Below are 15,052 nucleotides of genomic sequence, written 5' to 3'. Positions count from 1 at the left end.
ACGCAAAGGGATGAAAAGGACCACTTCTACAAAAAATGAGTTCAGGTCGACGCACTGATCTCATTTTTTCGCTAAGGGTGGGATGCACGCTATGTTTCAACATGTATTCGCCGAAATGAACAACATGTTAGATGAAATTGTGAAGCATTACCCTACCGCAAATGGCCCTAAAAAGCAGGCGCTTGTACAAAACTGGAATATGCTGAAGAGCATGAGCGACGGCATTATTGAGGAATGGCTCCGTTTCGAGGAACGGATGGCCGTCTTCCGTGAAAATGCCGTATCTCCTCCGGTTTTTCCGCCGACCGAGGCGCCTGAGCTGCAGCATGATGCCTTCATCCGGGGACAAGGGTATTATAAGCTGCTGATGTTTGAGCCGGCGATCGCGCAGTTCAAGCTCGCTGCAGCTGTGTATCCGGATAGTCTCTTGATCAAGCTGTACATTGCATTATCCCAGCTTCACTTGGGGGAGACTTCCCAGGCATCCGACGTGCTCATGTCCATCCTGCCGATGGCTGAAGACCGGAAGCTGCGGGCCATGGTGTATAACGCGCTCGGCTGCATTCAAGCCTTAAACGGATGCCAGGCGAAGGCAGAGGAATGTTTTACCCTTGCGATTCACAGCGACCCGACATTACCCGACCCGATAATCAATCTAGAGGTTTGCAAGAAAAACCGGGGTGATCTGCAGTACGGCAGTCAGCTGATCTCGCTGCTGTAAGCAGCAGTCTGAACAAGAAGCGATGCTAAGGCTCAGGGAATGAGCTGTTCAGCATCGCTTTTTTCCGTTGTTATAGAAGTACTGAATGCCTCTAGGGACATGCCAGAAATGTGAATTCCATGCAGGAGTCCGGGTCATGAGGAGCCGGTATTCTGTATGCCGGAATGTTCAAAAGCCGCAACTTCTGGTATGCTGTTAATTAGTCTGGAAGAAAGGGATTTTAACGAAATGAAATTTGCCGTATTGGATTTTGAAACCACGGGCAACCAGTCTGCCGATGAAATTATCCAGGTCGGGCTGGCCATCATCGAAGAGGATCGGGGCATCTCCCGCGTGTACGGCACGTACGTCAATCCCGGGATTCCGATTCCTCCGTTTATTACCGGTCTGACCGGAATTTCCGACAGCGATGTAGCCGATGCGCCGTCTTTGGAGGAAATGATGATGGAGCTCGTGCCCATGCTGGACGATGTGGTTCTGGTCGGGCACAATGTGGCTTTCGATTTTAACTTTTTGCAAAACGCGCTGGATCGCTGCGGTTATTTACCGTTCAGCGGCCGGATTTTAGATACGATGCACTTTTTGAAAATATGCTTCCCCTCGCTGCCATCTTATCAGCTCGGCATGGTTTCCTCGCATTTCGGCCTCGAGCATGACCGTCCGCACCAAGCGGACAGCGATGCGCTTGCCACAGCGAATGTGCTGCTGAAATGCCTGGAGGAGATCGATGAGCTTCCTCTGCTGACCATCCAGCGGCTGAGCGATCTGTTTGCGGAAGAGGACAGCGATTTGGCCTGGTTCTTTGACGGCATCCGTGTGGAGCGCGAGATGCAGGCCGTCCAGGATGGCAGCATTCATACCTACTACCGCCAATTCGCATTAGGCGTTGAGGATTGGACGGACATCGCTCCGGTCCGCGATGAAGCGGAGCCCAATCCGCTGGCGAACATGAGCTTTGATGAGTATATGGATGAGGTTCGGAGACGTTTGAAGGAAGTGCTTCCACAATATGAGAGCCGGGATGCGCAGGACATCATGTTCCAGGAAGTGATGCAGGCGCTTGATGAGGACAAGCATCTGTTGATCGAAGCCGGCACCGGTACTGGAAAATCGCTCGGATATTTGCTCCCGTCCATTTACCAAAGCGTCAAGCAGGAGCAGAAGGTGATGGTCAGCACGCATACGATCAACCTGCAGGAACAACTTCGAGACCGCGACATTCCTCTGCTTACCCAGGTAGTGCCGTTCCCTTTTAAAGCAGCCATCTTTAAGGGAAGAGGTCATTATTTGTGTTTGAGAAAATTTGAACATAAAATAAATAGGAGAGATTTTCATTCGCCGAAGGAGGACGTCATTACGGCGGCCCAAATGCTGGTATGGCTCACACAGACCGAAAGCGGCGATGATGAGGAGCTGAATCTCGGCGGCCGCGGAGGCGATTTCTGGGAAACGATCGCCAGCGATTCCGATTCATGCCTTGGACGAGGCTGCCCGTGGTTCCGCAAGTGCTACTACCATCGGGCGAAGCATGAGGCCGGCATTGCGGATGTTGTCATCACGAATCATTCCAAGCTGTTTACCGATGTAAAAGCGAACCACCAGCTGCTTCCGAGCTACGAGCGGCTCGTCATCGACGAAGCCCATCATTTGGAGGATGTGGCCGGCAAGCATCTCGGGCTGCAGATGAAATATTTTACGGTGGTTCATACATTGACGCGTCTATACAAGGACAGCCGAAGCGGGCAGCTCCCTGCGCTGCGGCAGCTGCTCCAGGCTTCTCCCCATGAGAAATCCGGGGAATGGTCGGCGGTCATCGACCGGATCTATCCTGATCTGATCACGGTGAAAGAAACTTGGGACCGACTCAGCGACCAGCTGTTCGGCCTGCTTCCGGAACGCGGCGATGCTTCTCCTGGAGATGCCGGGCAATACACGCTGCGGCTCTCGCCTGCGAAGAAGCCGAAGGATTGGGGAGCGCTCGCCGAGCTGGAACAGCAGATTCACGTGACGCTGGGAGACGTCGTTCGCAAGGGAGACAAGCTGATCGCCGAGATGAAGGAAGAGCTTGACGATTACAGTGCGGACAGCCTGCTGACTGACCTGTCGGGCTTGTTTAAGGATCTGGCTGCGCATCGCGAGGATTTGCGGTCCTTCATGGCTCTGAATGACGAAGGCACCGTATACTGGATGGAGGCCAACGGCAATTTCCGCAGCAAGTCGCTGCAGCTCTATGCCGTGCCCGTTGATGTGAGCAAGCATTTGAAGGAATTGTTTTTTGACAAGAAGCGGAGCGTGATTCTGACATCGGCGACGCTGTCGGTCGATAAATCGTTTCAATTCATGATCGATAATCTAGGGCTCCAGGAGGCGGCGGACGCAGGGAATCTGAACACGGTTCAGCTGCCGTCCCCGTTCAATTACAGGGAGCAGGCGCTTCTTGTCATTCCGCGGGATTTTCCAAGCGTGAAGGGCTCCGTGGGGGATGCGGTATTTGTGGATACGCTCGTGAAGTCGCTCTCTGAAGCGGCAATAGCTACCCAAGGTCGTATGCTCGTCCTGTTTACGTCGTACCGGATGCTTCGTCAGGTGCACGAGCCGCTGAAGGAAGCGCTGGCTGCCAGCGATATTACGGTGCTTGGTCAGGGAATGGATGGTACGAGCCGTACGAAGCTGATACGCCGGTTCCAGGATAGCAGCGCGTCGGTTCTGCTCGGGACCAGCTCCTTCTGGGAGGGTGTTGACATTCCCGGAGAAGCGCTGACCTGCCTGGCGATTGTCCGGCTGCCGTTCCAGCCGCCCAACCATCCGCTGGTCGAGGCGAAGAGCGAGCTGCTGCAGCAGCAGAAGAGGAACCCGTTCATGAAGCTGTCGGTGCCGCAAGCGGTCATCCGTTTCAAGCAGGGCTTCGGGCGGCTTGTTCGGACCGCCCACGATAAGGGAATCGTGATCGTCTACGATACCCGGGTAATCGAATCGTATTATGGAAAATACTTCTTGTATTCCCTGCCCGGACCGAAAATGGAGCATATGCCGACCGAGGGGATCGTCCCCCGTATTGCGCAGTGGCTTGAGGAAAGGGAGAATGAAAAAGAGTGAACCTAAAGGGGAGCAAGGCTTTATATTGGAAGCGATGAACTATCATCCTATTAATAGGGGGAGCATGCATGAAATCGGATAAAATTTCAGAGGCCGTAGTCCGCAGATTGCCAGTCTATTTGCGCTATTTGAATGAGCTTCATAAGCGGGAGGTGTCCACCGTCTCCTCACAGGAGCTTGGGCAGAAGCTCGACCTGAACCCGGCCCAAATCCGCAAGGATTTGGCCTATTTCGGGGATTTCGGCCGGAAGGGCATCGGTTATGATGTCTCCTATCTCATTGAGAAAATCCGCCAAATCTTGAAGCTAGACCAGAAGATCAACGTAGCGCTGGTGGGTGCGGGCAATCTCGGACATGCGCTATCCAATTACAACGCGTTTCTGAAAGATAATATGAAGATTGTGGCGATTTTCGATTCGTATCCTCCGAAAATCGGGCTGAAGATCAATAACTTGACGGTGCAGCCGATGGAAGAGCTGGACAAGACGGTCCAGGAATACGGCATTCGAATCGGGATCATTACGGTACCGGATTTTGAAGCGCAAAACGTAGCCAATCAGCTGATCAACGCCGGAATCGAGGCGATTTTGAATTTTGCCCCGACGATTCTGAAGGCGCCGCCTCATATCCGCATTCACACCGCGGATTTTACGACGGATCTGCAAAGTCTGGCTTACTATTTGGACAATGGGAAGGAGGATGCGCAGCATGACAACGAAGTGGATGGTTAAGAACGGAACATTTGCCGTGCTTCAGGAAGGACAGCCGGTTCTCCGCGGGTATATGGTTGTGGAGGACGACCGCATCACGTATTTGGGGGAAGAGGAGCCTCAGGTCGATGCAGAAACCCAGGTGATGGACGGAACGCATCTGTTATTCCTTCCAGGGCTGGTCAACACGCATGGACATGCAGCCATGTCGCTGCTTCGCGGTTTTGGCGATGATCTGGCCCTGCAAGTTTGGCTGCAGGAGAAAATGTGGCCGATGGAAGCGAAGTTTACGGCCGACGATGTATTTTGGGGCACTTCGCTCTCGGTGCTCGAGATGCTGAAGGGCGGTACGACAACCTTCGTTGACATGTATGACCATATGGATCAGGTCGCCAAGGTTGTCCAAGACTCCGGAATGCGGGGAGTGCTGACAAGAGGCGTCATCGGGCTGTGTCCTCCGGAAGTACAGAAGCAGAAGCTGGATGAGGCGATTGCCTTTGCAAAGGACTGGCACGGTCAGGCGGAGGGCCGGATTACGACGATGATTTCGCCGCATGCGCCTTACACCTGCCCGCCAGACTTCATTGAGAAATTCGTTCAAGCGGCGCATGATTTGAATCTGCCGATTCATACCCATATGTCCGAAACGGCAGCCGAAGTGCAGCAGAATGTGAATGACTACGGACAGCGTCCGGTGGCCCATCTAGAGAAGCTCGGCGTGTTCTCGCGTCCGACGCTGGTCGCGCATGCGGTGCATTTGACGGACGAAGAGATTGAAATATTGGCTAAGCATGATGTCGCGGTATCCCATAACCCCGGCAGCAACCTGAAGCTGGCCAGCGGTGTTGCGCGTGTTCCCGAGCTGTTGAAAGCAGGTGTGACAGTGTCCCTTGGAACCGATGGACCAGCGAGCAATAACAACCTGGACATGTTCGAAGAAATGCGCCTGGCCGCCCTTATCCACAAGGGCGTCAGCGGCGATCCGACGGCTATTCCGGCAGCCGAAGCGCTTCGAATGGGAACCGAGTATGGAGCACGGTCGGCATTTCTTGATAACGTAGGCAGATTGGCCGTCGGGATGAAGGCGGACATGATCGCACTGGATACCGATCAAGCGCATTTCCTGCCGCGCACGGACTACATTTCGCATTCAATTTACTCGGCCTCCGCCAAGGATGTGGAGCATGTATGGGTTGACGGCAAGCAGGTGGTTAAGCACGGCTCCTGCCTCACGCTGGATGAGGAACGGATCCGCCGTGAAGCCCAGCGTTCATTCGAGCGTCTTTCGACCCTTTAGGTCAGATTAAGGGGGAGGATCAGACGGTTTGAAAAAGAGAACAAAGTGGATTTTGCTTAGTATATCCGGGCTGCTGCTGGCGCTGCTATGCGTGCAGCTGTACTATTCCTACGTCATGAAGGACACGTGGAATGAGGAGAGCCTGGCGGTGCAAGCCGCTCGTCAGCATGGCAGCCTGGTGACGAAGGATAAGACCTACAAATCGGTATGGGGCGAGAACAACAATTATTGGGTCATCACGGGAACGAATCAGGACCAGCAGCAGATTATGGTCTGGGTGAAGTTTACGGATGATAACCTTCCTGTTGAAGGCAAGGATGCGGTTCAGGCCGTGCTGCTCAGCAGCGGATTGTCCGAGGAGCAGATGCGCGAGCAGATTCGCAATGAGATGCCGGGTGCTGTGATCAAGCGGCTACTCCCCGTCATGTATGAAGGCGAGTATACATGGCAGCTCCAATATGAGAATCAGGGCCAATTAGGTTATCGCTTCTATCGCTTCCAGGACGGACAGGCGATCGGAGAGGACATTATTCTTCCAAATCAATAAATCAGTTATACAGGAAAGAGGCTTTCTTGTACGCGATTGTACAAGGAAGCCTCTTTGTTTTGGGTTTGTAAGCGCTGTCTGAAAAATATGGAAAAACTGTTCTTAATATTTTCACAGGAAGGCATGAAAAAGTATAGATTATGTGATATACTCATTGTTGTACTCATTAGACAGAAAACGATCTATTAGTCATAGCATATGATACTGTATATAAATGTGATTTATTCTAATCTACAAATTACTACTACTGAAGGAGGCACTTCATGAAACTACGCATTGTCCCTATCATGCTGACGGTTGTCATTTCGGCATTGGTGCTCTTCGGCGGATGGTTTCTATATCAGCGTTTCGCTGTCCAGAGTCCGCTGGCCGATGTTGTTTCTCAATATGAAGGCGTGAAAAGTTCTCATATAGATATTAAACATGATGCCGTATCTTTGAAACTCGATTTGGCTCCGGACACGAATTTGCAGGGCTTGGTTCAACATATCAAGCGTGAAGGCAAATCCGTGATCGGCAGCCGGGAGCTTAAAATTCAAGTCGAGGACCACTCCTCGGAGGCGTTGGACGAGTGGTGGGAAAAGGCGATGCTGTCTGTTGCTGAGGCAATGGATAACAAGCAATACACCAACATCCAGAAATCCCTGGATCGGCTGGCCGCCGGTACGCCGAATCTGAGCGCAAAAGCGACGATCGACGACAACAATGTCTACATCAGCCTGTCGGATGGAAAGTCTGGTAAATTCATCATCCTGCCGCGTCAGCCCGGAACAATGGAGGTGTGGAGCCATGCCTAAATGGACGAAAGAAGTAGCGATCGGCTTTGTCCCGGTATTGCTGGTATTCCTGGCTTTTATCGGGGTGAATATCGTGCCGGTTATCATCGCGGTTGCTCTCGTAGGCGGATTGCTGTTCATCGCGAAGATGAGAGGCGGGATCGCCGTCGGAGCAGGCAATGAACGCAAACGCAAGAAAGCGGGCCCCTCGAAGCTGACCTTTGAGGAGATCGGCGGGCAGGACAATGCCAAGCAGGAGCTTCGGGAGGCGCTTGATTTTCTGATCCGTCATGAAGATATCAAGAAATTCGGAATCCGTCCGCTCAAGGGCATTCTTCTCACCGGTCCTCCGGGGACGGGGAAGACGCTCATGGCCAGAGCGGCAGCCCATTACACCAATTCCGTATTCGTGGCTGCATCGGGCAGCGAATTCGTTGAAATGTACGTCGGCGTCGGAGCTGGACGCATCCGGGATTTGTTTAAGGATGCCCGCACCCGGGCCGAGAAGGAGAATAAACAGAGCGCAATTATCTTTATCGATGAGATCGACGTCATCGGTGGGAAGCGTGAAGGCGGGCAGCAGCGCGAATATGATCAGACGCTGAACCAGCTGCTGACCGAAATGGATGGGATCTATTCGACCGAGGCGCCGCGTATTCTCGTCATCGCCGCCACGAACCGCAAGGAGATGCTGGATAGCGCCCTGCTTCGTCCGGGAAGATTTGACCGCCATATTCAGGTGGATCTGCCGGATAAGAAGGGACGAGCCCATATTCTAAGACTGCATGCGGCCAACAAACCGCTGCATGAGGATGTGGACCTTGAGAAAATCGCCGAGGAAGCGTACGGCTTCTCGGGCGCCCAGCTGGAAAGCGTCATGAACGAAGCGGCGATTTACACGATGCGAGAGAATGAGCAATTCATTCACCAGCGCCATCTGTCCATGGCCATCGATAAGGTCATGATGGGTGAGCGGTCAGACCGCGAATCCAATATCGAAGAGAAGAAGCGGGTGGCGATCCATGAGCTGGGTCATGCCATTATGGCGGAGCTCGTACGCCCCGGCAGCGTGAAGCAGGTGGCGCTCAGCCCCCGCGGCAAAGCTCTTGGCTATGTGCGTCACAATCCGCAGCAGGAGCAGTATCTCTATACGAAATCGTTCCTGGAAGAGCAGATTATGATCGCGCTTGGCGGAGCCGCCGCGGAAGAAATCTATTACGGCGGGCGGAGCACCGGCTCCAGCAATGACTTTGAGCAATCGCTTAACATTGTGGAGACGATGATGAAATCCGGTTTAACCTCGCTTGGCATCATCAACATGAATATGGTTACGACCGAGGAATTGATGCGCGAGAACAATATGATCCTAGAAGAGCTCATGTCCCGGACGAAAGGCCTGTTGGAACGGAATCGGGCGATATTCGACAATTCGCTTGACATCCTGATGAAAGAGGAAATTTTGTCCGGTGAGCAATTTCGTTGTCAATTTCGTGAAAACGCGCTTTTACCAGCATAATTTGTTATGCTGGTTATTTTTTTTTACTTTTTTCTCATGCTAAGATATTATTATATTTTGTGCTCTAAAAATGCATGTTCAAAAAAATCGGGTTTTCAGCACCAAGAAGGTTGGAAGAAGCTAGGGATTGAGGAGCGGAGCGTACGTACTGGGTACGTGAGCACCTGAAATGTTTTCGCAGAAAACATGCTTCGGAAGCTGCTACTTAAGCCCGGCTGAATTCAAGATTCGATGCCGAGTTTCTTCTTGAATCACTTCGTGATCAAAAGACGATTTTTTGGACAACCTCTAAAAATGCATTTTTCGACAAATAGGGGTACAATACTGTATAGAGATAAGGAAAGGGTGGAGTAGAAACCATGTACTTCAAAAAAATCGGCGTTGTCGGCGGCGGTACGATGGGGCAGGGCATTGCGGAAATGCTCGCCGCCAAAGGGCTCGACGTGCTGCTCGTTGAGAAATCTCCAGAGAGATTGGACTATTCATACCGCATGATCGAAACCAGTCTGGATAAACAGCTGGAGAAATGGGGCATCACGCAGGCGGAGAAGAAACTTATACTTAGCCGGATTCAGAAAGTGACGCATATCAAGGAGCTTGGCACCTGCGATATGGTCATCGAGACGATTATAGAAGATTTGGATGCAAAAAAAGAAGTATTTGAACAGCTTGACCAAGTATGTCCGAGCAATGTCATCTTGGCGAGCAATACATCCACGCTCAGCTTGACGGAGCTTGCCAGCTCCACGAAATATCCGGAGCGTGTTATTGGCATGCACTTTATACATCCCGTATCCAAGGTGGATCTCGTTGAAATTATTCGCGGCTTGAAAACGTCCGAACAGACGTTTACCGAAACGAAGCGTTTTGTCGAGGAAGTGGCTGACAAGAAGGGCATCATGGTCTATGAATCTCCGGGCTTCGTAACGACGCGCATGATTACGCTGATGATCAACGAAGCGCTGCATCTGCTACAGGAAGGCGTTGCGTCCGCGGAGGATATCGACGACGCGATGCGAATCGGCTACAACTTCCAGCACGGGCCGCTCGAGATGGCGGACCGTTTCGGTCTTGACTCCATTCTTGCCGCGCTCGAACGCATGTTCCGCGAATACGGCGAGCTGAAATACCGTCCGTCCATCGTGCTTAAGAAGATGGTGCGTGCCGGACAGCTTGGCGTGAAGACCGGCGAGGGCTTTTTCAAGTACGACAAGGATGGTGACCGGATATGAATATTCTCGTAATTAACGCGGGCAGTTCCTCGCTTAAATATCAGCTGTATAACATGACGGATGAATCCGTGCTGGCCAAAGGCCTGGTGGAGCGGATCGGGATGGATTCCTCGATTCTGACCCATAAGCCGACCGGGAAACAGGAAGTGACCGAGGTCAGTGAAATATTGGAGCATACGACCGCGATCCGCAAAGTGCTCGGCATGCTGACGAATGAAGAGCATGGCGTCATCGAATCCATCGATAGCATTCAAGCCGTCGGCCATCGGGTCGTACACGGCGGCGAGTCCTTCAAGGAATCGGCCCTGGTGGACAGCGAAGTCAAGGCGGAAATCCGCCGCCTCTTCGACCTGGCTCCGCTTCATAATCCCGCTTCCATGATGGGGATCCGGGCAGCGGAAACGAATATGCCGGGCGTTCCGCAGGTCGTTGTGTTCGATACCGCCTTCCATCAGACGATGCCGGAAAAATCATACCTGTACGCTATCCCGAGAGTTCTTTATAATAAATATAAAGTACGTCGTTACGGTGCGCACGGTACGTCCCATGCTTATGTCAGCCAAGCGGCAGCCGAGTTTCTGAACCGTCCGATCGAGGAGCTCAAGATCATTACCTGCCACATTGGCAACGGGGCTTCGCTGACTGCCGTAGACGGCGGGAAGTCGGTCGATACATCGATGGGGATGACGCCGCTTGAAGGCTTGATGATGGGGACGCGCAGCGGCGACCTGGATCCTGCCATCGTTCCTTTTGTCATGAATAAGGAAGAGCTTACCGTCAATGAAGTGAACTCGATGCTGAACAAGCACAGCGGTTTGCTCGCGATTTCCGGAATCAGCAGCGATATGCGCGAAATTACGGAAGGCATGGAAAAAGGCGAGCCGAATACGACTCTGGCATTCAACATGTACGAGTACCGGCTCCGTAAATATATCGGGTCCTACGCTGCGGCAATGAACGGCGTGGATGTCATCGTATTTACGGCAGGCGTAGGGGAAAACTCGATCGTCCTCCGCAAAAAGGTGCTTGAGCAGCTTACCTATCTCGGCGTAGAATTGGATGAGGAGCTGAACAGCATTCGTTCCGGCGAGCCTCGCCGCATTTCCACGGCGAATTCAAAGGTCGAGGTGCTTGTCATTCCTACCAATGAGGAATTGGTTATCGCTCGGGATACGCATCGTATCGTACAAGCTTTATACCGTTAATTCGCAGTGATAAAGGGAGAGATTTTAGCATGGCCACCAAAAGTGTGATTCGTCACGTCAGCCAGCATGTCGGTGAGACGGTAACCATCGGCGCCTGGATTAACAACAAGCGTTCCAGCGGCAAGATTCAATTCCTGCAGCTTCGGGACGGTACCGGATATATTCAAGGCGTAGTCGTTAAGAATGAAGTGTCCGAGCAGGTATGGAATGATGCAAAAAGCCTGACGCAGGAGAGCTCGCTCTATGTAACGGGCGTGATCCGCGAGGAGCCCCGCAGCCAATCCGGTTATGAGATGACGGTAACGGGCATCGAAATCATCCATCTGACAGAGAATTATCCGATTACGCCTAAAGAACACGGCGTCGATTTCCTGATGGATCATCGCCATCTGTGGCTTCGTACGCAGAAGCAGCGCGCGATTATGGTCATCCGCGCGGAAATTATCCGTGCGATTCAGGAGTACTTTGATACGAACGGATTTACGCTGGTGGATCCGCCGATTTTGACGCCGACATCCGCGGAAGGAACGACGAACCTGTTCCATACGAAGTATTTCGACGAGGATGCCTACCTGACGCAAAGCGGACAGCTGTACATGGAAGCGGCCGCCATGGCGCTCGGCAAGGTCTATTCCTTCGGTCCGACATTCCGGGCAGAGAAATCCAAAACCCGCCGTCACCTGATCGAGTTCTGGATGATCGAGCCGGAAATGGCCTTCACGGATCACGAGGAGAGTCTGAAGGTACAGGAGCAGTTCATCGCTCATGTCGTGCAATCGGTCGTTAAAAACTGCCGCCAGGAGCTGGAGGCGATCGGCCGCGATATTTCCAAGCTGGAAGCGATCCAGGCTCCGTTCCCGCGGATTACGTATGACGAGGCCATCGAATTCCTGCACACGCAAGGCTTCGATATTCCTTGGGGTGAGGATTTCGGCGCGCCGCATGAGACGGCCATTGCCGAAAAATACGATAAGCCGGTCTTTATTACGCATTATCCGGCCGGCATCAAGGCTTTCTACATGAAGCCGGATCCGAACCGTCCGGAAGTCGTGCTGTGCGCGGACATGATCGCCCCGGAAGGCTATGGCGAGATCATCGGCGGTTCGCAGCGGATCGACGATCCGCAGCTGCTGGAAGAGCGTTTCAAGGAGCATGACCTGTCGATGGACACCTATCAGTGGTATATGGATCTGCGTAAATACGGAACGGTTCCACATTCCGGCTTCGGGCTTGGACTGGAGCGGACGGTAGCCTGGATCTGCGGTCTGGATCATGTGCGTGAAACGATTCCGTTCCCAAGAACATTGTATCGGTTGTATCCATAAGCCGTGAGAGGTGAGTCTATGGATCACGGCAACGCCGGAGGCAACCGGGGATCGTGGGCCGATGGCGCGGCAGCGGGAATGAGCCAGGGCATGGCGATTATTCCGTATTCGCTCCTTCGCCACTACCGGAAGCTGGGCCTGACGGACCGGGAGGCGATGCTGCTGATCCATTTGATCGGATTTCAGCAGGTCGAATTCAAGGCATTTCCGTCCCTGGAGGAGCTGTCGGATGTAACCGGCATTCCGGCCGCGTCGATCGCGCCCAGCCTGCAGCGGCTCATGAAGGATGGGCTGCTCGGTATCGATGAGTACGTCGACGGAGCGCAAGGAATCCATTATGAGCGGTACAACCTGAACGGGTTGTACAAGAAGCTGGCGGATTGCATGGCCGAAGAGGATATGACCCCTCAGCCGGACCGTATCAAACCGCAGTCCCCGCTCTCGGGCCGGGGAGGGTCCGCGCCGATGGATCCCGCAGGAGCCTGGACGGTTCCGGAGAAGGAAGAGCGCAATCTGTTCACCATTTTCGAGAAGGAGTTCGGCCGCCCGCTGTCTCCGATGGAACTCGAGACGATTTCCGGGTGGGTGGATGCGGACCGTTATCCGGATGAGCTGATCCTGCTGGCCTTGAAGGAAGCGGTGTTTGCCGGAAAGCTGCATTTCCGCTACATCGACCGGATTCTGCTGGAATGGAGCCGCAATCGCGTGCGCACGGCCCAGGATGCTAAAGCCTATACGCAGAAATTCAGAAATATCGGAAGATAGACAAGCAGCACGTCCTTAGCGGGCGTGCTGTTTTTGTTTTGTGCGGGCAATCGATGCATTATTGGGGGTGGAAGTACAATTTCTTGAAAGAGCCGCCACATTCGTTTCATGAACCATGCATGGCACATGTGTTGATCCCGAGCAAGCCGTCTCAATCACTCATGTGTACTTCGGGCACGGATTTCGCTATAATGAACGTAACCTGTCGGAATTCCATTATCTTGAAGGGAGGGGCCAAATATGAAGAAGTTGACAGTGTGCTCTATGCAAAGTCTATTTGATGAACAACGGCGGTTGTTTGCATGGAGCGAGAAGATGGTTACCGCCTGATTTCCTCTTGGTGAAAAGAGGCCGTTTATCACGTGGACTTTGCATCCTTAAAATTTCGAACTTACATTTTAAGGAGCAAGGATGCCATGAAATATATAAACGCGGATATTATACTTCCTGAGGAGTTGCTGAAGGAAGTGCAGAAATATGTGCAAGGCAAGATGGTGTACATCCCGAAGCCCGAGGGGCTGCGGAAGAAATGGGGAGAGAACTCCGGAAGCAGGGCCTATTTGAAAAATAGGAACGAGGAAATCCGCCGGAAATTCACGGAGGGTGCTTCCATCGACGATCTGTCCTCACAATATTGCTTGTCGTGCGATTCGATCAAGAAAATCGTTTATACCAAAAACAACAAGTAAGCGCAAGTCACATTAGATCCACGTTCTAATGTGGCTTTTTTGTGTTTACATTGGTTCAACTCATTTGCTGCATATCCCTGGGCATGGTTGGCCGGTTAGAATCGATGATGAAGAACCGGGACGAAGAGGTGTAGATATGGAGCATGATATAAAAGTGGGGGCGGAAGAAACACGGGCAGCTTTACTGAACCAGGCTCAGAAGCTGGCAGGGTCCGCGTGCAAGCATTATGAATTGGAAGGCGCCGATGTGGAGTTTATCGGATTTTCCGAGCATGCAACCTACCGTATTCGTACGGCAGGGGAGGACAAGCATCTATTGCGGATCCACTTGGATGAGCGAAGCCAAGCGGAGATCCAGTCGGAGCTGCTCTTTCTCGAAGCATTACAAGGAGTCGAGAGCATACACGCACCCTCAGGTGTTCCTGACCGAAACGGAGAAACCGTGATAGAGCTTCGTACGGACGATGGCAATGCCTCTTCATATATAACGCTGATGAAATGGGTTGATGGGCAACCTGCTGAAGGGAGGCTCACGGATCGGCAGGTGCATAACATCGGTAAATTGCTTCGCAGCCTTCATCAGGCTGGAGAGCAGTTCGTTCCTCCATCCGGTTTTATCCGGCCGCACTGGGGAAGACAAAGCTTTGACATGGCAATGACCAGACTCTCGCGATACTACAGCAGCTTTTTAACGAAGCCGGATTGGCGTTTGTATGGACAAGCTGCAGCAAAGATCCAAACAGAGCTGGCAGGGATGAAGAAGGACAGGCATAGCTATGGACTGATCCATGCCGATCTGCACATTGGAAATATCGTATTCGACGAGGATGACCCTCGTCCGATCGACTTCGGAAGATGCGGCTCTGGATATTTTCTGTACGATACGGCAGCAATCCTGCTCGCACTGGGGCCCGAACAGCGACGGGATTTGCTCCGGGCATATGATGAAGCCCGCGAAGTGCGCCAGGATGAAGTGAGGAAATTGGAGTGCTTTTTTATCATGACGATGATGGAGAACTATAGTCACCACGCTCCCAATCCGCTGGAGTGGGAAGGCATGCGGGCTGAACAGCCGTACGCCTTGGCCTATATTCAGGCGTTTCTAAAGGGTGAGTCCTTTCTGTTCCGCAAGCTAGAACCGGTGAGAAGGCAGGATCACTAATTTTCACATGA

At 52.6% G+C, this 15,052-nt stretch carries 13 protein-coding genes; all 13 read left to right on the top strand.

Annotated elements, in window-relative coordinates; all coding sequences use genetic code 11:
* Positions 1-91: 91 nt before the first annotated feature.
* Positions 92-721 carry a hypothetical protein gene (locus NSQ46_RS18915; protein WP_007129860.1) on the top strand — a complete coding sequence of 210 codons (630 nt, stop codon included), beginning with the start codon at positions 92-94 and terminating at the stop codon, positions 719-721.
* Between the two features lie 228 nt (positions 722-949).
* A complete protein-coding gene (gene dinG, locus NSQ46_RS18910; protein ID WP_342574336.1) occupies positions 950-3,817 on the top strand; it encodes an ATP-dependent DNA helicase DinG in 2,868 nt (955 codons plus the stop codon).
* Positions 3,818-3,885: 68 nt separating this feature from the next.
* Complete coding sequence (locus NSQ46_RS18905; RefSeq protein ID WP_007129862.1) at positions 3,886-4,548, top strand: redox-sensing transcriptional repressor Rex; 663 nt, start codon at positions 3,886-3,888, stop codon at positions 4,546-4,548.
* Positions 4,526-5,824 (top strand): amidohydrolase, encoded by a 1,299-nt coding sequence (locus NSQ46_RS18900; protein ID WP_341033806.1) that lies wholly within the window; start codon positions 4,526-4,528, stop codon positions 5,822-5,824. Before NSQ46_RS18905 ends, NSQ46_RS18900 begins: the two co-directional genes overlap by 23 nt.
* Positions 5,825-5,852: 28 nt before the next feature.
* The gene (locus tag NSQ46_RS18895) at positions 5,853-6,371 is read left to right on the top strand and encodes a DUF5590 domain-containing protein (RefSeq protein ID WP_342574333.1); all 519 of its coding nucleotides are present in this window, start codon (positions 5,853-5,855) and stop codon (positions 6,369-6,371) included.
* Between the two features lie 263 nt (positions 6,372-6,634).
* On the top strand, positions 6,635-7,168 hold the full coding sequence (locus NSQ46_RS18890) for a hypothetical protein (RefSeq protein ID WP_342574331.1): 534 nt from the start codon (positions 6,635-6,637) through the stop codon (positions 7,166-7,168).
* Entirely contained in the window at positions 7,161-8,663 is a 1,503-nt protein-coding gene (locus NSQ46_RS18885) for an AAA family ATPase (protein ID WP_007129866.1), read from the top strand. The genes NSQ46_RS18890 and NSQ46_RS18885 overlap by 8 nt, the downstream gene beginning before the upstream one ends.
* Positions 8,664-9,022: 359 nt before the next feature.
* Positions 9,023-9,895, top strand: a complete 873-nt coding sequence (locus tag NSQ46_RS18880) for a 3-hydroxyacyl-CoA dehydrogenase NAD-binding domain-containing protein (protein WP_007129867.1) — start codon at positions 9,023-9,025, stop codon at positions 9,893-9,895.
* Complete coding sequence (locus NSQ46_RS18875) at positions 9,892-11,100, top strand: acetate kinase (RefSeq protein WP_341033805.1); 1,209 nt, start codon at positions 9,892-9,894, stop codon at positions 11,098-11,100. The genes NSQ46_RS18880 and NSQ46_RS18875 overlap by 4 nt, the downstream gene beginning before the upstream one ends.
* 29 nt (positions 11,101-11,129) lie before the next feature.
* Positions 11,130-12,425 (top strand): asparagine--tRNA ligase, encoded by a 1,296-nt coding sequence (asnS, locus tag NSQ46_RS18870; RefSeq protein ID WP_007129869.1) that lies wholly within the window; start codon positions 11,130-11,132, stop codon positions 12,423-12,425.
* Between the two features lie 18 nt (positions 12,426-12,443).
* Positions 12,444-13,190, top strand: coding sequence for a DnaD domain-containing protein (locus tag NSQ46_RS18865; RefSeq protein ID WP_342574330.1), 747 nt, complete (start codon positions 12,444-12,446; stop codon positions 13,188-13,190).
* A gap of 416 nt (positions 13,191-13,606) precedes the next feature.
* Positions 13,607-13,879 (top strand): CD3324 family protein, encoded by a 273-nt coding sequence (locus NSQ46_RS18860; RefSeq protein ID WP_007129871.1) that lies wholly within the window; start codon positions 13,607-13,609, stop codon positions 13,877-13,879.
* A 136-nt stretch (positions 13,880-14,015) separates the two neighbouring features.
* Entirely contained in the window at positions 14,016-15,041 is a 1,026-nt protein-coding gene (locus NSQ46_RS18855; RefSeq protein ID WP_341341752.1) for a phosphotransferase, read from the top strand.
* Positions 15,042-15,052: the final 11 nt, after the last annotated feature.

Source organism: Paenibacillus sp. FSL M8-0142 (genome assembly GCF_038597315.1).
Taxonomy (GTDB): domain Bacteria; phylum Bacillota; class Bacilli; order Paenibacillales; family Paenibacillaceae; genus Paenibacillus_AQ; species Paenibacillus_AQ lactis.
This window is presented reverse-complemented; position numbering and strand designations above follow the sequence as displayed.